Annotated in this window: 15 protein-coding genes; 7 read left to right on the forward strand and 8 right to left on the reverse strand. The window is 71.3% G+C overall.

The features are described 5' to 3' along the window. Nucleotides 1-20 precede the first annotated feature (20 nt). A complete protein-coding gene (locus tag AC54T1_RS04280; RefSeq protein WP_496911159.1) occupies nt 21-764 on the reverse strand; it encodes a hypothetical protein in 744 nt (247 codons plus the stop codon). Between the two features lie 138 nt (nt 765-902). Continuing rightward, entirely contained in the window at nt 903-2,573 is a 1,671-nt protein-coding gene (pgm, locus tag AC54T1_RS04285) for a phosphoglucomutase (alpha-D-glucose-1,6-bisphosphate-dependent) (RefSeq protein ID WP_496911160.1), read from the reverse strand. 93 nt (nt 2,574-2,666) lie between these two features. Between pgm and AC54T1_RS04290 the strand changes: the two genes are divergently transcribed. Further along, nucleotides 2,667-3,494, forward strand: coding sequence for a DUF5926 family protein (locus AC54T1_RS04290; protein WP_496911161.1), 828 nt, complete (start codon nt 2,667-2,669; stop codon nt 3,492-3,494). A 199-nt stretch (nt 3,495-3,693) separates the two neighbouring features. After that, nucleotides 3,694-4,425, forward strand: a complete 732-nt coding sequence (locus AC54T1_RS04295) for a glycosyltransferase (protein WP_496911264.1) — start codon at nt 3,694-3,696, stop codon at nt 4,423-4,425. Between the two features lie 3 nt (nt 4,426-4,428). Here the strand turns inward: AC54T1_RS04295 and AC54T1_RS04300 are convergent, their stop codons facing one another. From AC54T1_RS04300 to AC54T1_RS04315, 4 genes are all read right to left on the reverse strand, one after another. After that, nucleotides 4,429-6,138: an alpha-amylase family protein gene (locus AC54T1_RS04300; RefSeq protein WP_496911162.1), complete on the reverse strand. Its 1,710-nt coding sequence runs from the start codon at nt 6,136-6,138 to the stop codon at nt 4,429-4,431. Continuing rightward, nucleotides 6,135-7,100 (reverse strand): TIGR03885 family FMN-dependent LLM class oxidoreductase, encoded by a 966-nt coding sequence (locus tag AC54T1_RS04305; protein WP_484344097.1) that lies wholly within the window; start codon nt 7,098-7,100, stop codon nt 6,135-6,137. Before AC54T1_RS04305 ends, AC54T1_RS04300 begins: the two co-directional genes overlap by 4 nt. 68 nt (nt 7,101-7,168) lie before the next feature. After that, nucleotides 7,169-9,664 carry a hypothetical protein gene (locus AC54T1_RS04310; protein ID WP_484344098.1) on the reverse strand — a complete coding sequence of 832 codons (2,496 nt, stop codon included), beginning with the start codon at nt 9,662-9,664 and terminating at the stop codon, nt 7,169-7,171. 41 nt (nt 9,665-9,705) lie between these two features. Next, complete coding sequence (locus AC54T1_RS04315) at nt 9,706-10,920, reverse strand: diacylglycerol/lipid kinase family protein (RefSeq protein ID WP_496911163.1); 1,215 nt, start codon at nt 10,918-10,920, stop codon at nt 9,706-9,708. Nucleotides 10,921-11,035: 115 nt separating this feature from the next. Between AC54T1_RS04315 and serS the strand changes: the two genes are divergently transcribed. The 5 genes from serS to AC54T1_RS04340 all read left to right on the forward strand — a co-directional run bounded on the left by serS (nt 11,036) and on the right by AC54T1_RS04340 (nt 16,807). Beyond that, nucleotides 11,036-12,319, forward strand: a complete 1,284-nt coding sequence (gene serS / locus AC54T1_RS04320) for a serine--tRNA ligase (protein WP_484344100.1) — start codon at nt 11,036-11,038, stop codon at nt 12,317-12,319. Next, on the forward strand, nt 12,316-13,128 hold the full coding sequence (locus tag AC54T1_RS04325) for an HAD family hydrolase (protein ID WP_484344101.1): 813 nt from the start codon (nt 12,316-12,318) through the stop codon (nt 13,126-13,128). The genes serS and AC54T1_RS04325 overlap by 4 nt, the downstream gene beginning before the upstream one ends. 206 nt (nt 13,129-13,334) lie before the next feature. After that, nucleotides 13,335-14,714, forward strand: coding sequence for an ABC transporter substrate-binding protein (locus AC54T1_RS04330; protein WP_484344102.1), 1,380 nt, complete (start codon nt 13,335-13,337; stop codon nt 14,712-14,714). 159 nt (nt 14,715-14,873) lie between these two features. Further along, nucleotides 14,874-15,863 (forward strand): carbohydrate ABC transporter permease, encoded by a 990-nt coding sequence (locus AC54T1_RS04335; RefSeq protein WP_484344103.1) that lies wholly within the window; start codon nt 14,874-14,876, stop codon nt 15,861-15,863. After that, nucleotides 15,860-16,807, forward strand: a complete 948-nt coding sequence (locus AC54T1_RS04340) for a carbohydrate ABC transporter permease (RefSeq protein WP_484344104.1) — start codon at nt 15,860-15,862, stop codon at nt 16,805-16,807. The genes AC54T1_RS04335 and AC54T1_RS04340 overlap by 4 nt, the downstream gene beginning before the upstream one ends. A gap of 31 nt (nt 16,808-16,838) precedes the next feature. Here AC54T1_RS04340 and AC54T1_RS04345 read toward each other — a convergent pair whose 3' ends face one another. Further along, nucleotides 16,839-17,435 carry a bacterial proteasome activator family protein gene (locus tag AC54T1_RS04345; RefSeq protein ID WP_496911164.1) on the reverse strand — a complete coding sequence of 199 codons (597 nt, stop codon included), beginning with the start codon at nt 17,433-17,435 and terminating at the stop codon, nt 16,839-16,841. Between the two features lie 35 nt (nt 17,436-17,470). Continuing rightward, entirely contained in the window at nt 17,471-18,475 is a 1,005-nt protein-coding gene (locus tag AC54T1_RS04350; RefSeq protein ID WP_496911165.1) for an NAD(P)H-quinone oxidoreductase, read from the reverse strand. Between the last annotated feature and the right edge of the window lie 61 nt (nt 18,476-18,536).

Genomic DNA, 18,536 nt, shown 5'->3' on the forward strand with positions numbered 1-18,536 from the left:
AGGCCTTCGTGGGGGATGCCTCAGGCGATGGTCGCGTCCGCGGTCGCTTCCTGGCGCTCGTCGTGCAGGAGCTCGCCCGCGTCGTCGGCCGGGGTGTACGTCACGTCGAAGGTGATGGGCGAGCCCGCCTGGTACTTGAAGTTCTCGCCGTAGGAGAACGACGCACCGGGCTCGAGGACGAACGGGGCCTCGGTGTTGCCGACGGCGATGGCGGAGTCGTTGACCTCCATCGAGGCGAAGAGGTCAGCGCCCGTGATGGTGTCCATGCCCTGCATGTACGGCCAGTCGGCGTAGCGCGCCTCGACGGCGACGAGGTTGAACGACATCGGCATCGGCTCGGTACCGGTGTTCGTCACGACGTAGTTGACGAACACGATCTCGTCGCCCTCCGCGATGATCGGCAGGTTGTTCTCGGGGTCGACGAACAGGCCGTCCTTCGGGGCCGTCGTGGTCCCCACCTGGTACACCTCGACGGAGAAGGCGTCACCCTCGATCGTCGTGAGCAGGTCCCCGGGCGTGGTCACCGGGTTCGCCCACGCGGCGCCCTCGCCGTTCCCGGCAGGAGCGTCGGAGTCGTCCTCCGCGTCCTCGCTCGGCTCGTCGGTCTCGGTCTCGGTCTCCTCGGGCGCCGGGTCCTCGGTCTCCTCGACGGCGGGCGTCGTCTCCGGTGCCGTCTCGTCTGAGGAGCAGGCGGCGATCCCGGCGAGGGCGAGCCCGGCGATCGTCAGGGTGGCCAGGGGACGGGTGACACGTGAGGTGCGCATGGAGGATCTCGTTCCGTGTGGTCGTGGGTGGTGACGTATGTGTCCTGTCCCACGACCCTAGGCAGACTCCCGTGCGCGGGCCTGCCACCTGGATGGGGAGAGGTACCCCTCCCCATCCAGGTCGGTGCAGTGGGTCCGTCAGCCCAGCGCGTCCGTGACGAGTGCCTTCGCGGCCTCCTGCACCTGGGTGAGGTGCTCGGGAGAGACGAACGACTCCGCGTAGATCTTGTACACGTTCTCGGTGCCCGACGGGCGGGCGGCGAACCACGCGTTCTCGGTCGTCACCTTGAGCCCGCCGATCGACGCCCCGTTGCTCGGCGCGGTCGTGAGCTTGGCGGTGATGTCCTCGCCCGCGAGCGTCGAGGCGCTCACCTGCTCGGGCGCGAGGCGCGCGAGCGTCGCCTTCTGCTCGAGCGTCGCGGGTGCGTCGACGCGGGCGTACCAGGACTGGCCGTGCTGCTCGACGAGCCGCGCGTGGTGCTCGGAGGGGGACAGGCCCGTCGTCGCGAGGATCTCGGAGCCGAGCACGGCGAGGAGGATCCCGTCCTTGTCGGTCGTCCAGACCCCGCCGTTCTTGCGCAGGAAGGACGCCCCGGCGGACTCCTCGCCACCGAAGCCGACGGAGCCGTCGAGCAGGCCGGGGACGAACCACTTGAAGCCCACGGGCACCTCGTCGAGCCGGCGGCCCAGGCCGGCGGCGACCCGGTCGATGAGCGCGGAGGAGACGAGGGTCTTGCCGATCGCGGCGTCCGGCGCCCAGTCGGGGCGCGCCCCGCCGTAGAGGTAGCTGATCGCGACCGCGAGGTAGTGGTTGGGGTTCATGAGCCCCGCGTCGGGGGTGACGATGCCGTGGCGGTCGGAGTCCGCGTCGTTGCCCGTGGCGATGTCGTACGGCGCGTCGCCCTTCATCGCCTCGACGAGCGAGGCCATCGCGTACGGGGAGGAGCAGTCCATGCGGATCTTCGCGTCCCAGTCGAGGGTCATGAACCCCCAGCGCGGGTCGACCTGGGGGTTGACGACGGTGAGGTCGAGGCCGTAGCGCTCGCCGATGGCGCCCCAGTACTCCACGGCCGCACCGCCGAGCGGGTCGGCGCCGATGCGCACGCCCGCCGAGCGGATGGCGTCGAGGTCGAGCACGGTCGCGAGGTCGTCGACGTACGCCTCGAGGTAGTCGTGGCGGTGCGTCGTGCCTGCCGCCAGCGCCTGGTCGAGGCTCACGCGCCGCACCTGTCCGACGCCGCTGCGCAGGATCTCGTTCGCCCGGTCCGCGATCCACGAGGTCGCGTCGGAGTCGGCGGGGCCGCCGTGCGGGGCGTTGTACTTGAAGCCGCCGTCGCGCGGGGGGTTGTGCGAGGGGGTGACGACGATGCCGTCGGCGAGCCCGGGACCGCTCGTGCGCACTCCCTGGGCGGTCGTCGCCTCGTTGTGCAGGAGGATCGCGTGCGACACCGCCGGCGTCGGGGTGTAGGAGTCGCGGGCATCGATGTACGTCTCGACGCCGGCTGCGGCCAGCACCTCGAGCGCGGTCTGCCACGCGGGCAGGGACAGGGCGTGGGTGTCGCGGCCGATGAACAGGGGGCCGTCGGTGCCCCGCGACGCGCGGTACTCGACGATGGCCGCGGTCGTCGCGATGATGTGGGCCTCGTTGAAGGCGTGGTCGAGGCTCGAGCCGCGGTGGCCCGAGGTGCCGAAGACGACCTTCTGCGACGGGTCGTCGACGTCGGGCGTGAGGTCGTAGTAGGCGCCGACGACGGCGTCCACGTCGATGAGGTCTGCTGGCTGGGCGAGGGTGCCTGCGCGTGGGTCCATGGACAGATCTTGGCACGCGTCCGGTTCGTCCGGCAGGGGATGGGCCGGACGCGTCCGGCTCCCGGGACTGACCCGTCCCGGTAGTCTCGTCACATGGCAAAGAACACGTCACCCGAGTTTGTGCTGCGTCCCTTCGAGGGGCTTCCCGGCGAGGCCGACCTCGTCGCCCTGCGCGAGGTCGTCCCTGCGGCGACCGCGACCGCGCGGACCACGAAGAAGTACGGCGCCCGGGACATCATCTTCACGACCGTGCTGCCCGCCGGGTGGCCTGCCCTGCACCGCGGTGACGGCGCCCTGTTCGTCGCGCTGCAGACCCACGCCGGGTCCGGCGACGCGAGCCGCGACCTCGCTCAGACGATCCTCGACGCCATGGAGCTCGAGCCCGGCAGCTCGCTGCCGAGCACCGTCCTGCCCGGCCCGGGGCCGCGCCTGCAGGACATCCTCGACCCGAGCGTCCCGTTCGAGGTCACCGTCCACGAGGGCTTCGACTACTGGATGGACCCGACGAACCCCATCTCGCCGGAGGTCCAGGAGTCCCTCGACGACGCGAACTCCTCGCTCGTCGAGACCCGCAAGCTCGCGGGCGTCGACAGTGCCTACTGGTGCCGCATGGGCGCACGCGAGTACCTGCGCTGGTCCCTGCCGTACGGCGAGGACACGGTCATCGACGCCGTGGCGCGCCTCCACGCCAAGCGCGAGTCCGGGTTCGCCGGCAGCAAGTTCCTCGGGGCCTTCCGCTCCTCCGGGATCGTCATCCCCGTGTGGGAGCTGCCCAAGGGATCGGAGGCCGAGGACATCGAGGCCGACGTCGTCGCGTTCTGGCCCGCCCTCAAGGCCGCGATCGAGACCGACGCGCCGCTCGACGCGAACGAGCGCCGCGCCCGCGCGGGCATCGTCGCCCGCCAGGTCACCCTCCGCTGACCTGCCGGGGGAGGTCGACGGAGACTAGGGTGGGGACGTGAGCGACGACACACAGGTGCATGCGGGTGCCCCCGACGCCCCGACCGTCCCGGCGGACCAGGACGGCTCGACGAGAGGCACCCGACCGGCGGTCGTCCGCCGGGCGAAGAGTGCCCCGTACGCGAGCGGTCGCCCGTCCGCCCGGCAGCGGGTCGCGGTCATCATCCCCGCCAAGGACGAGTCACGGCGCATCGCCGAGACGGTCCGTGCTGCTCGGGCCATCCCGCACGTGGACCTCGTGCTCGTCGTCGACGACGGGAGCGAGGACAACACGCAGGACGTCGCCCGGGACGCCGGAGCAGTCGTCGTCCGACACTCCCACAACCGTGGGAAGGCCGCGGCGATGGAGACGGGTGCCGCAGTCGTCGCGATGCGTGACGCCCCCAACCGTCCGCCGCGCCTCCTGCTGTTCATCGACGGGGACCTCGCGGAGACGGCCGTGAACACCGCTCCGCTCGTCGTGCCGGTCCTCGAGGGCCGGGCAGACATGTCGATCGCTCTGCTGCCACCCCAGCTGGGTGCCGGTGGCCGGGGGATCGTCGTCGGCGCGGCGCGTCGGGCCATCGCGTCCATGACGGGCTGGACACCGACGCAGCCGCTCTCCGGGATGCGGTGCCTGACGCGCGAGGCCTTCGAGGCGGCGACGCCGCTCGCCCGTGGCTGGGGCGTCGAGACCGGGCTGAGCATCGACCTCCTGCGGCTCGGGTACGTCGTGGTCGAGGTCCCGTGCGACCTGCGGCACCGACCGTCGGGCACGGACCTGCGCGGCCAGCTGCACCGGGCGAAGCAGTACCGCGACGTCCAGCTCGCGGTCAACGCCCGCCGGGTGCGGTCCGCGGGGGCCCGGACCCGTGCGAAGGTCACGAGATCCACACCGTCCGCGGACCGCTGATCCTCAGATGAGGCGCCGGTCGTCCTCCCGGACGACCCGCACCCACCGGTACCCGTAGGCGGGCAGCTCGAGCTCGGCGCAGCCGTCGTCCGACAGCGTCGTCGTCTGCGCCGCCAGCAGGTCGACGAGCTGCACCGTCGCGTCCGTCCCGGGCACCGTGAGCGGCACGGAGACCGGGTCGGCAGCGAAGTTGTGCAGCGCGATGACCTGCCCGCCCGCACCCGTGACGCTGTGCGCGAGCACCGCGTCGTGGGGCTGCTCGAGCACCGTGAGCTCGCCCCAGCCGATCTCGGGGGAGTTGCGGTACTGCCGCACGAGTGTCCGCATGAAGGACAGCAGCGAGTCCGGGTCGTGGCGCTGGTCCGCGACGTTGACGTGCTTCGGGGCGAACCCGTCCTCGGGGACCGGGGCGACGAGGTCCTTCGCCGCGGCACGGGAGAAGCCGCCGTTCACGTCCGCTGACCACTGCATCGGCGTGCGCACCGCCTCCCGGCCGCCGGCGGCGAGGTTCTCGCCCATGCCGATCTCCTCGCCGTAGAACAGCACGGGCGTGCCCGGCATGGAGAACAGCAGGCTGTACGCCATCCGCACGCGGCGCGGGTCCCCGGCGAGCATCGGCGGGAGCCTGCGCGTGATGCCGCGCCCGAAGACGCGTGCGGCCTCGTCGGGCGCGAACGCCTCGAACACCTCGTTGCGCTCGTCGTCCGTGAGCTTGTCGAGCGTGAGCTCGTCGTGGTTGCGGACGAAGTTCGCCCACTGTGACCGCCGGGCGAGCGGGGGCCGGTCCGCCAACGCCCGGGCCAACGGTCGGGCGTCCGACCGTGCCAGGGAGAGGTAGAGCTTCTGCATGGCGACGAAGTCGAACTGCATGGTCAGCTCGTCACCCGCGTCCCCGCCGAAGTACTCGAGCTGCTCGGCGCGTTCCAGGTTGACCTCGCCGAGCAGGATGCCGTCTCCGGTCCGGCGCCCGAGGAACGCCCGGAGCGCCCGGAGGTAGTCGTGCGGGTCGCCGTACGCGCCGGACGAGTCGGTGTCCTGGCCCGTCGTGCCGGGCGTCGCACCGCTGTCCGCGGCGGAGGGCTCGAGGAGGTACGGGACGGCATCCACCCGGAACCCGGACAGGCCGAGCTCCAGCCAGAAGCCCATGACCTTCGCGATCTCCTCCCGCACGCGCGGGTTCGAGACGTTGAGGTCGGGCTGGTGCTTGTAGAACCGGTGCAGGTAGTACTGCTTCGTCTTCTTGTCGTACTCCCACACCCCGTCCTCCTCGCCGGGGAAGACGGTCTCGGGTGCGTCCTCGGGCACGTCGTCGCGCCACACGTAGAAGTCGCGGAACGGCGAGTCCTTGCTCGAGCGCGCGGACAGGAACCACGGGTGCTGGTCCGAGGTGTGATTGACCACGAGGTCCGCGATGACCCGCATGCCGCGGTCGCGGGCCGTGCGGATGATCTCGACGACGTCGCCGTGGTGCCCGAGGCGTGGGTCGACGCCGTAGAAGTCGGTGATGTCGTAGCCGTCGTCGCGGTCGGGCGTCGGGTAGAACGGCATGAGCCACAGGCACGTCACGCCGAGCTCGGCGAGGTGGTCGAGGCGGTGCGCGAGACCGTCGAGGTCGCCGACGCCGTCGTCGTTCCAGTCCATGAACGTCTCGACGTCGAGGCAGTAGACGACCGCCGTCTTCCACCACAGGTCGGAGGTGTCGGTGACTCTCATGAGGCCTCCCGCAGGTGGGGCAGGACGTGCTCGCCGAAGACGTCGATGAACTGCGTCTGCTCGGCACCCACGTGGTGGAGGTAGATCTCGTCGAAGCCCAGGGACGCGTACTCGAGCAGCTGGTCGGTGTGCCGCGCCGGGTCGGAGGAGATGAGCACGGAGGAGTGCATGTCCTCCGGCGTCACGTGCTTGGCGGCCTCGTCGAACGCCTGGGGCGTGTCGAGGTCCCAGCACACCGGTGGCGAGAAGACGTTGGTGCGCCACTGGTGGTGGGCGATGTCGAGGGCCTCTGCGTCCGTGGGCGCATAGCTGACGTGCACCTGCAGCACGATGGGGCCGCGGCCACCGGCTCCCCGGTACGCCTCGATCATCGCCTCGAGGTGCTCACGAGGCTGCGCGATGGTCGCGAGGCCGTCGGCCCAGCCCGCGACCCAGGCGGCCGTCGCCGTGCTCACCGCGGCGCCGAGCAGGGGCGGGGGAGTCTCGGGCCGGGTCCACAGCCGGGCACGGTCGACCGTGACGAGGCCGTCGTGGCTGACCTCCTTGCCGGCGAACAGGGCACGCATGACCTCGACGCTCTCGGCGAGGCGGGCGTTGCGGACGTCCTTGCGGGGCCACGGGTCACCGGTGATGTGCTCGTTCGCGGCCTCGCCGGAGCCGAGGGCCGCCCAGAAGCGGCCGGGATACATGGCGGCGAGCGTCGACGCGGCCTGCGCGACGATGGCCGGGTGGTACCGCTGGCCGGGCGCGTTGACGACGCCGAGCCTGAGGTTGGTGGCCTCGAGCGCGGCACCGAGCCACGCCCAGGCGAACCCGGAGTGACCCTGGCGCTCGCTCCAGGGGGCGAAGTGGTCGGAGCACATGGCTGCGTCGAACCCGGCGGCCTCGGCGCGCCGGACGGCGTCGAGGAGTGCGCGGGGGTGGACCTGCTCGTGCGAGGCATGGAAGCCGATGGTGGGCATACGTGACCTCTCGGATCGGGAGCGGGGCCTCGAAGGTAGCGCGGTCCGTCCCGTCCAGCACCTGGTCGTCAGCTGTCGGTGCTCCCGCCGGCCGTGTCTCCCAGGAGTGCGGCCCGCGCCTCCGCCCGCAGCGTCGTGCGGCGCAGCGTGAGCATCCAGCTCGCGTACGTCGCCGTGAGCAGGGGGACGAGCACGGACATGCCGACGGCGAGGATGACGATCCCGGAGTCGTTGACGAGCGTCCCGATGCCCAGGGCGATGATCGTGCACACGACACCCGGCGTGAACATCGGGGCGTCGTTGTTGATCTGCCTGAGCGGCGCGCCCTCGGTGAGCCACCGGTACGGGGTGCTGTCCGGTGCGCGGGAGGCGGTGTGCAGCGGGCGGCCGAGCACGAGGACGATGACGAGGATCCCGGCGATGCCCACGAGCGCGAGCTCGTTGCGCAGGGTGCGGAAGTTCGCCTCGAGCTTGCGCATGACGACGTCGACCAGTCCGCCGTCGAGCACCGTGTCGACGAACCGCCCGAGGTGGGTGCGGTCGCCCGCGGGCCGCAGCCAGTCGACGAGAGCGAACCCGCTGACGATGACGGCCCCCACGAGGAGCACGAGCAGGACGCGCCGCCACGTGAGCCGGACGCCCGCCGCGAGGAGGGCGAGGATCGCGAAGGCGGGGACGAGCGCGGGTGGTCCCCCGAAGTCGGCGCCGATGCTCGGGGACCCGTCGAGCGTGACCGCGACGAGACCGATGACCACGATGACGAGCGCCGCGAGCCGGCGCCTGCCGAGCTCGACGAGCCGGTTGCTCGCTGCCGCAGCGAGCAGGACCGTGGTCGTCGCGAACAGCGCGAAAGCGGTGTTGTTGAACCCGTAGAACCGCCCGGCCACGGTCGGCTGGACCCCCATGAGGGCAGAGACCTGGAGGTGTGCCCCGGTCGCGACGTCGACGGCGAGCACGACGGCGGTGATCGTCGCGACGACGCCGACGGGGCCGAACAGCCAGGTCCGCCAGGGGGGCAGCACGGCGAGCGCCGTGATCGCGAGGATCCACCCGACGACGAGACCCAGGAGCGCCATCGACGGAGCACCGGCCCGCCACCACGGGCTGAGGTTCGCCAGGAGCGTCGAGACGGGGATGGCGGCGATCGCGATGCCGAGCGCCCGCAGGACGGTCAGGACGATGACGGGCACCTTGCTGATGGCCGGCGCGAGGCGGTCGGTGAGGCGGCCGCTGCTGCGGGCCGTCGTGTCGGGGCCACCGCGGCCCACCGCCTCGATGAAGCGGCGGCTGAACGCGAACGACACCGCGGCGAACAGCAGGAGGTTGACGACGACGTAGAGGGGGAAGAAGACGGGGATGAGCGGCCGGGCGGCGAGCGCATGGTCCTCCGCGTCGGTGAGGGCCGCGATGCGCTGGGCTGTGTCGAGCGTGGAGGGGTCCGCCGTCCACGGGGATCCCACGAGCACGCCGGTGGGGGCGTCGTCGGCGATGTGGAGGGCCGTCAGGACGGTCGGCAGGACGTCGGTGGCCTGGACGTACCCAGGCTGTCGGGTCGATCGGGAGGTGAGCAGGCCGACCTCCTGCCCGGCTCCGAGCATGACCGCGACCTGCATGCGTGGGGTGGTGGAGGGGTCGGCGAGGGAGGCGATGATCACCGTCGTGCTGCGCAGGTCCGGGTCGTGCTCACGGACACCGGCGAGCACCGCGGCGAGCGTCTCGTCGACGGCGGCGACGTCGGCGGCGTGCTGCGCCAGCCTCACCTCCTCCGCGACCTCCTCCTCGACCTCCTCCGAGGGCTCCTCGGAGGGCAGCAGGCTCTCGTCGACGGGCTTGGCCTCCACCGGGTATCCCTCGTCCCGCACGGAGCCGGCGTCGACGACGACGAGCGTGGCGCCGTCGAGCGCGCGCGCGACCTCGGGCCCGAGGGAGGTGTTGGCGGGGGTCGGGTTCGTCCCGGGTGTCGTCGGCGTGTAGCTGCCGGCGACGAGTCCCTCGGTCGTGGCCAGCGCGACAGCAGCACCGGGTCCGAGCGCCGCGGCGGGCAGGCCCTCCTCGGCGACGAGGTCGCCGAGCGTGCCCGGCCGCGCGTCGAACGACTGCTCGTCGACGGCCGCGAGGTACTCGTCCCAGCCGGGGACGGCCACGCCGGTCCCCGGTTCGGGGTTCTCGATGAGGCGGCAGGGTGCGGACCGGGCGTTGAACGCGTCGGCGGCGCGGTTGCCCGCCGAGACCGCGAGCCAGCCGTCCGCGGGGCACGTCGAGCTGTCCGCGCTGCGGGAGATGAGGTTTCCGGCGGCGCCGTCGGCGGCCGCGGACCACAGGGCGGGGGTGGCCTCGGGTGACACGTCCGCCCAGGAGATCCCGCCGGTCCCGACGAGCACGACGCGCTCGTCGCTCGTGGGGGCGGCCGCCGGCGGGGTGGCTGGCCGGTCCGCCGGGCCCGCTGCCGCACCGGGTGCCACGCCGGTGCCGACGAGCAGGAACGTCGCGAGGAGCGCGGCCCGGGCGGCCCGGCGGGGTCCCGCGGCGCGGCGCCGTCGGGGCAGGAACAGTGGTCGGTGCACCGGACCAGCGTAGACGCGGGTGTCCGGCACCGTCCGGCGTGCTACTTCGCGGAGAGCGTGGGGATGGGTGCCCGCACGACGAGCGCCGACGGCTCCACCCACGTGTGGCAGTCGACCGCCCGGCCGAGGACGTCTCCGTCGACCTGGACCTGCTCCCCGCCCTCGACGCGCAGGCGCACCCTCTCGGCACGGGTGTGGTCGATGCGCCCGATCTTGTTGGGCAGGTCGTTGCTCATCCCGAACCGCTGCATGGTCACCTCACCGAGGAGCTGCGCCCACCCGGCGATGCCGCCGCGGGTGTCGATCACCGCGACGTCGTGCACGCCGTCGTCGATGAGCGCGTCGGGGATGAGCGTGATGCCGCCGGGCAGGCGGCCGCAGTTGCCGACCATGACGGACCGGACCTTCATGGAGACGGGAGCCTTGTCGTCGAGCGCGACGGAGATCTGCAGGCGGCGCCCGTGCAGGTGCTTGACGCCCGCGACGAAGTACGCCATCCAGCCCATCTTCGCCTTGAGGTTGGCATCGGCGTCCGCGACCATCGCGGCGTCGAACCCGAGGCCGGCGATGACGAGGAAGATGTGCTTGGCCTCCTCGGCCGGAGCCTTGTCGACCGGGGTGCCCTCGAGGGGCACCTCGTCCCCGTCCTCGGGGATCTCCTGGCCGTTCTTGTCGAGGGGCGGCAGGGCGGGCGCAGGGGTGTCCACCTGGAGCCATCCGACGTCGATCGTGCGGTCCATGCCGGTGAGCGCGATGTCGAACGCGGCCTCGACGTCGGTGACGGAGATGTCGAGGTTCCGGGCGAGGAGGTTGCCCGTCCCCAGGGGCAGCAGCGCCATGGGCTTGCCTGTGCCGACCATGCCCTCGGCGACCGCGCGGACCGTCCCGTCGCCGCCCACGGCGACGACGACGTCCGCTCCCTTGCTGAGCGCCTCCCGGGTCTGCCCGACGCCCGGGTCCTCGACCGACGTCTCGATCCACAGCGGCTCGGGGAGGTTCTCCGCGGCGCACCTCGCGAACAGGGCGGGGCGCAGGGCGTCCGCTCCGCTCTTCGACGGGTTCGCGACGAACGCGAGCAGGGGACCGGTCGGCCCGGGCGCCGGCTCCGGGGCCGCGTTGGCCTCCGCCCGCTGCCGGGCGTCCTCGGCGAGCGTGGCGCGCAGCGCGCGCTGCTGGCGCACGACGACCACGGACAGCACGATGGCCACGAGCGCGACGACGACCGCTGCGACAAGCAGCCAGGCTTCCAGTTCCATGGCCACACCGTAGGCCCTCTGGTTCACCCCTGCCCGGTGCGGAGGGCCCCGTGCTCCGCGGCGCGCCCGGGCGCGGTGCCCCGGCGCACCACCGCCGAATGGATACCCTTGGTCGGTGATCGATCTGCGCATGATTCGCGACAACCCCGGACCTGCCCGTGCGAGCCAGGTCGCCAGGGGCGACGACCCCGAGCTCGTCGACCGCCTCCTCGAGGCCGACACGAGCCGCAGGTCCGCTCTCACGAGGTTCGAGCAGCTGCGGGCCGAGCAGAAGGCGCTCGGCAAGCAGGTCGCCCGCGCTGCCGGTGCCGAGAAGGCCGAGATCCTCGCCCGCACGCGTGCGGTGGCCGACGAGGTCAAGGCGCTGCAAGCGACGGCGGACGAGGCCCAGCGGGTCCTCGACGAGCTGACGTGGCGGATCCCCAACATCGTCGAGGGTGCACCGCCCGGGGGCGAGGACGACTACGTCGTGCTGCGCACGGAGGGCACGCCACGTGACTTCGCGGCCGAGTACGGCGCCGACTTCGTCCCGCGCGACCACCTCGAGCTCGGTGAGCGGCTCGGCGCGATCGACACCGAGCGCGGGGCCAAGGTCTCGGGTGCGCGCTTCTACTACCTCACCGGCATCGGGGCGCGCCTCGAGCTCGCCCTGCTCAACGCCGCGATGGACCAGGCGTACAGCGCGGGCTTCACGCCGATGATCACCCCGACGCTCGTCAAGCCCGAGGTCATGGCCGGCACCGGGTTCCTCGGCGCCCACGCCGACGAGATCTACCGGCTCGAGGCGGACGACCTCTACCTCACGGGCACGAGCGAGGTCGCGCTCGCGGGCTACCACTCGGGCGAGATCCTCGACCTGTCGGCCGGACCGAAGCGGTACGCGGGCTGGAGCGCCTGCTACCGGCGCGAGGCGGGCTCGTACGGCAAGGACACCCGGGGGATCATCCGCGTCCACCAGTTCCACAAGGTCGAGATGTTCGTCTACACGACGGTCGAGGAGGCCGCCGCCGAGCACGAGCGGCTGCTCGCCTGGGAGGAGCAGATGCTCGCGGCGTGCGAGCTGCCCTACCGGGTGATCGACACCGCGGCGGGCGACCTCGGCTCGAGCGCCGCGCGCAAGTTCGACTGCGAGGCGTGGCTCCCGACGCAGGGCCGCTTCCTCGAGCTCACCTCGACGTCGAACTGCACGACCTTCCAGGCGCGCCGCCTCGGGACGCGCGAGCGGACCGCCTCGGGTGAGACGCGCCCGGTCGCGACGCTCAACGGGACCCTGGGCACGACGCGCTGGATCGTCGCGATCCTCGAGAACCACCAGCAGGCCGACGGTTCCGTCCGCGTCCCCGTGGGCCTGCGGCCGTACCTCGGCGGTCTCGAGGTCCTCGAACCTGTGACAGCGTGACCGCACCGATGACGGCAGACTCCCCGATGCTCGTCGCGCTCGACGTCGACGGCACCCTCATGTCGGCCGACGAGTTCCTGTCCGACGAGGTGCGGGAGGCGGTGACGGCGGTGCGCGCCGCCGGGCACCGCGTGGTGCTCTCGACCGGGCGCCCGCTCGTCGCGCTCCTGCCCGTCGCGAAGGACCTCGGGATCACCGACGGCTGGGTCGTGTGCTCGAACGGGTCCGTGACGGCGCGGCTGGGCATCGACGTGGAGTTCGAGATCGACGACGTCGTCATGTTCGACCCGCGCGACGCCCTGGGCGTGCTGCGTGAGCACATGCCCACCGCGAAGGTGGCTCTCGAGGAGATCGGGGTGGGCTACTGGGTGACCGCGGACTTCGCCGACCGCAACCTCCATGGCCTGCACACGGTCGTCGAGTTCGACGACCTGTGCGCGCTCCGGACCGCGCGGGTCGTCGTCGCCGATGCCGAGCGACCGTCGCGAGCGTTCCGCGCGGCGGTCCGGGCGCTCGGCCTCACGGCCACGATCTTCGTCATCGCGGGCCGGCGCTGGATGGACCTGGCGCCCGCCGGGGTGACCAAGGCCTCGGCGCTGGAACGCCTGCGCGCGCTGTGGAGCGTGCCGCGGGAGCGCACCGTCGCCATCGGTGACGGTGGCAACGACATCGAGATGCTCGGGTGGGCCGGGCGGGGCGTGGCGATGGGTCACGCGGACGCGCTGGTGGTCGCGGCGGCGGACGAGGTGACCCTGTCGATCGCCGACGACGGCGCCGTCCCGGTCCTGCGCAGCCTGCTCCGCGGATGAGCCGCGAGGGTGCGTAGACGGGCGTGACCTGCACTGTTGCCCCCGGTTGCGTGACGCAATCGTTATGCCGTGACAAGTTGCACTGCTTGCGCACACGTGCCGTAACGGCTTGCATGGGGTGGAAGGCGGGGGAACGCCCAGCAGCACGGCGTGCCCGTCGACAGGAGCACCGACCCACGAGTGAGGACTCAATGATGAGAAATTCGATGCGACGCAGCTCCGCTGCGGTAGCCGGTGGCGCCGCGGTCGCCCTGATGCTCGGAGCGTGCGCCCCGAGCAGCGACGACGGTGACAACGTCGCTGGCGGCTCCGACGACTCCGTGGCGGTGGACGTCCCCGAGATCGACTGCTCGGTCTACGAGGAGTTCGGCGAGCTCGACGGCAAGACCGTCTCCGTCTACACGTCGATCGTCGAGCCGGAGCAGCAGGACCAGGAAGCCTCCTACGACCCGTTCGAGGAGTGCACGGGCGTCACCGTCAACTACGAGGGTTCTCGCGAGTTCGAGGCTCAGCTCCTCGTCCGGCTCCAGGCGGACAACGCCCCGGACATCGCCTACATCCCGCAGCCGGGTCTGCTCAGCACGATCGTCGCCGACACGGGCGCTGCCGTGCCCGCGCCCGCGGCGACCGCGGCGAACGTCGATGAGTTCTTCTCGGAGTCGTGGAAGAACTACGGCACGGTGGACGGGACCTTCTACGCCGCTCCGCTCGGCGCCAACGTCAAGTCGTACGTCTGGTACTCGCCCTCGATGTTCGAGGAGGCCGGCTACGAGATCCCGACCACGTGGGACGAGATGATCGCGCTGTCCGACGAGATCGTCGCCGACGGCAACATCCCCTGGTGCGCCGGGATCGCCTCCGGTGACGCCACCGGCTGGCCCGCGACCGACTGGGTCGAGGACGTCGTGCTCCGCGTCGCCGGACCCGACACCTACGACCAGTGGACGACCCACGAGATCCCGTTCAACGACCCGCAGATCGTCGAGTCGCTCGACGAGGTCGCGGGCATCCTCAAGAACGACACGTACGTGAACGCCGGGTTCGGCGACGTCCAGTCCATCGCGGCCACCGAGTGGGACGGCGCCGGAGCGCCCATCCTCGACGGCAACTGCTGGATGCACCGCGCGGCGAACTTCTACCAGAACCAGTGGCCCGAGGGCACGGAGGTCGCCGAGGACGGTGACGTCTACGCGTTCTACCTGCCGTCCATGACCGAGGGCGAGAAGCCGATCCTCGGTGGTGGCGAGTTCGTCGTCGCGTTCGACGACCGTCCGGAGGTCCAGGCCTTCCAGACGTACCTCTCGAGCGCCGACTGGGCGAACGTCAAGGCCGCCGTCACGACCCGTGGCGGCTGGGTCAGCGCCAACACCGGGCTCGACTCCGAGCTCCTCGCGACGGACTTCGACCGTCAGTCCGCGGATCTGCTTGCCGACCCGGAGTCGGAGTTCCGCTTCGACGGCTCGGACCTCATGCCGGGCAGCGTGGGGGCCGGGACGTTCTGGACCGAGATGGTGGCGTTCTTCGCCTCGGACAAGAGCTCGCAGGAGGTCGCTGACTCCATCGAGGCTTCCTGGCCGACGTCCTGACCTGAGCGTGACCAGCGGGTGGCCCACGGCGTGGGCCACCCGCTGGCGTAGGACCGACAGGGGCCCGCAGCGGGTCCCTGCTCACCCCGGTGCGGCCGGAACGCGCCATGTCATGCTCATCTCATCCCGTGCGCGAGGACGGGTAGTACGGAGGCCCTGATGGACTGGCTGCTCCACGCAGACACCACGACCGAGAAGCTCTTCGTCATGGTCGTCGCGATCCTGCTCTTCGTCGCGGTGATGGGCGCTGTCCTGTTCGCCGTCGACCGGCCCAAGAACCCGCCGCGGTGGGTCGTCACCGTCGGCTTCCTCGGCCCGGCAGTGCTTCTCATCCTCTTCGGCCTCGTGTACCCGGGCGTGCGCACCATCTACCGCTCGTTCTTCGATCGCAACGGTGAGAACTTCGTCGGGCTCGACAACTACGTCAAGGCCTTCACCCAGGAAGCCTTCCAGCAGGTGCTCACGAACACCGCGCTGTGGGTGATCCTCGTGCCGCTCGTCTCGACGTTCCTCGGGCTGCTCTACGCCGTGCTCGTCGACCGCACGCGGTTCGAGAAGTTCGCCAAGGTGCTCATCTTCCTTCCCATGGCGATCTCGATGGTCGGTGCCGGGATCATCTGGAAGTTCGTCTACGAGTACCGCCCGGCGCAGCAAGGGATCCCGCAGGTGGGTCTGCTCAACCAGATCCTCGTGTGGCTCGGCCAGGAGCCCCAGCAGTTCCTGCTCAACCAGCCCTTCAACACCTTCTTCCTCATCGCGGTGATGATCTGGATCCAGACCGGGTTCGCGATGACCATCCTCTCGGCGGCCATCAAGGCCATCCCGGACGACATCACCGAGGCGGCCCGCCTCGACGGCCTCGGCGGCGTCGGCATGTTCCGGTTCATCACCGTGCCGAGCATCCGTCCCGCCCTCGTCGTCGTCCTCACGACCATCGCGATGGGAACGCTGAAGGTGTTCGACATCGTCCGCACGATGACCGGCGGGAACTATGGCACCTCCGTCGTGGCGAACGAGTTCTACACGCAGAGCTTCCGGCAGGGTGAGCAGGGCTTCGGCGCTGCTCTCGCCGTGGTGCTGTTCGTGTTCGTCATCCCGATCGTGATGTACAACGTCCGCCAGCTGCGCATCACGGAGGAGATCCGATGAGTGTCCCCATTCCCCCCGTGCACCTCGTCGACGAGGACGAGCCCACCAGCGACCCGGGGCCCGTCGGCAAGATGTCGCGGCTCGACCGCCGTGCCGGCCTGGCGAAGAAGCGGCTCACGTCCCCGTGGGCGACCCTCACGGCGATCGTCATCGCGATCCTGTGGACCACGCCGACCCTCGGCCTGCTCATCACCTCGTTCCGGCCGGAGCAGGACATCCGCAGCAGCGGCTGGTGGACGACGCTCACCCGGCCCTGGTTCAACTTCGACAACTACGAGGCGGCGCTGTTCGGCAGCTCGACCCAGCTGTCGACGTTCTTCGTCAACTCCTTCGTCATCACCCTGCCGGCCGTGATCATCCCGATCACGCTGGCGCTCCTCGCGTCCTACGCCTTCGCCTGGATCGACTTCCGCGGGAAGAACATCCTCTTCATCGCCGTCTTCGCGCTCCAGGTGGTGCCGATCCAGGTCACCCTCATCCCGCTGCTGTCCCAGTACGTCACCTGGGGTCTCAACGGCACGTTCTGGGCGGTGTGGCTCTCCCACTCGATCTTCGCGCTGCCGCTGGCGATCTTCCTCCTGCACAACTTCATGAAGGAGATCCCGCGGTCCCTCATCGAGGCGGCCCGCATGGACGGCGCCGGGCACGTGAAGATCTTCTTCCAGGTGCTCCTGCCGCTCCTCGTCCCCGCGATCGCGTCGTTCGGCATCTTCCAGTTCCTGTGGGTGTGGAACGACCTGCTCGTGTCGCTCACGTTCGCGGGCGGTGGCTCCGCCGTGGCGCCGCTCACGGTGCGCGTGGCCGAGATGGCGGGCTCGCGTGGTGGTGACTGGCACATCCTGTCCGCGGGCGCGTTCATCTCGATGATCGTCCCGCTCATCGTGTTCCTCGCCCTCCAGCGGTACTTCGTGCGGGGTCTCCTCGCGGGGTCCGTCAAGGGCTGACGCGCCCCGGCTGGGACGGCGGCCCGCGCGGCTAGAGGTACTGGCCGGGCGTGGGGCGCCCGTCCGGCCCGGTCGCGGGCCGTGCCTGGGGGGCGCCCTGCAGGAGCCCGGGGGGGAGCACCCGTGCGGCACCGCCCTGACGCTCGACCTGCGCGGCCATCTGCTGGGCCACCATGGCGGTCTGGAGGCCGTGGAAGAGGCCCTCGAGCCACCCGACGAGCTGGGCCTGGCCGATCCGCAGCTCCGCCTCCGTGGGCACCGCGTCGTCGGTGAACGGCAGCGACACCCTCCGGAGCTCGTCGACGAGGTCCGGGGAGAGGCCGTCCTCGAGCTCGGTGATCGAGCGTTCGTGCACCTCGACGAGGCGGGCACGTGCCGCCTCGTCGAGCGGCGCGGACTTCACCTCCTCGAGCAGCCGTTTGACCATCTCTCCGATGCGGACCACCTTCGCGGGCTCGTGGATGATCGTGCGCTCGCTGCGGCCCTCGTCGGCGGACCTGCTGGCGGGCGGTTGACCTGGTCCGCCGCGCAGCAGGACGCCTTCGGGTGGGCGTCCGGTCGCCGGGTCCTGCTGCTCCGGGCCGCCGCTCGTGCTCGTCTCGTCTGGGTCAGGTGTGATATCAGCCATGCTGTCCAGTCTTGCCCACAGATGTCCCTACGTCCTCATGGACCGGTGACGAGCAGCACCTTGCCGAACACCTCGCCGGACTCCAGCAGCGTGTGGGCACGTCCCGCGTCGGCGAGCGGGACCCTCGCGTACGTGACCGGACGCAGTCGTCCGTCGTCGAGCAACGGCCACACCTCGTCCCGGACGGCAGCGACGATCCGGGCCTTGTCCTCAGGTGGCCTCGATCGCAGCGTCGTACCGAGGACGCTCCCGCGCAGGGCGAGGAGCCGCCCGAGGTCGAGCTCCGCCCGGCTGCCCCGCTGCAGGCCGATCACGGCGAGCCTGCCTCCGACGGCGAGCGACCGGACGTGCGCGTCGAGGTAGGCCGCGCCGACGACGTCGACGATGATGTCCGCGCCGTGGCCGTCCGTCGCACCGCGCACGAGGTCGGGCAGGACGTCCGTGATCCGGGCGCCGTCCGGTCGGAGGTACGTGAAGCCGTCCGCGGCACCGAGCTCGCGGCACCGTGCGAGCCGGTCCTCGTCCCGCGCCGTGGCCACGACACGGGCACCGAGGGCGGAGAGCACCTGGACCGCGACAGAGCCGACTCCGCCAGCCGCGCCGTGCACGAGCACGTGCTCACCGTGCCGCATGCCGGCCGCGTCGACGACCGTGCTCCACACCGTGCACACGGCCTCGGGGAGGCCAGCGGCATCGACGAGGTCGAGGCCGACGGGCACGGGGAAGAGCTGCGCCGCGGGCACGGCGACCCGCTCGGCGTACCCGCCGCCCACGAGGAGCGCGGCGACCCTGTCACCCACCCGCCAGCCGGTCACCGCGTCCCCCACCGCACCGACGACCCCCGAGACCTCCAGCCCGAGCACGTCACTGGCTCCCGGGGGCGGCGGGTAGCGCCCGGCGCGCTGCAGGAGATCGGCACGGTTGACTCCCGCCGCGGCGACCTCGACGAGGACCTCGTCGGACCCGATCCGGGGGTCCGGCCCCTCGGTGATCTCGAGGGTGGTCGCAGAATCGTTTCCGCTGACCTCTATCAACCGCATCGGTGAATCCCTAGAGTGTGTCCCGGCGTCCGACGACGGACCCGGTGAGTGGGTTAAAAGT

The sequence above is a fragment of the Sanguibacter sp. Z41_6 genome, assembly GCF_059621145.1.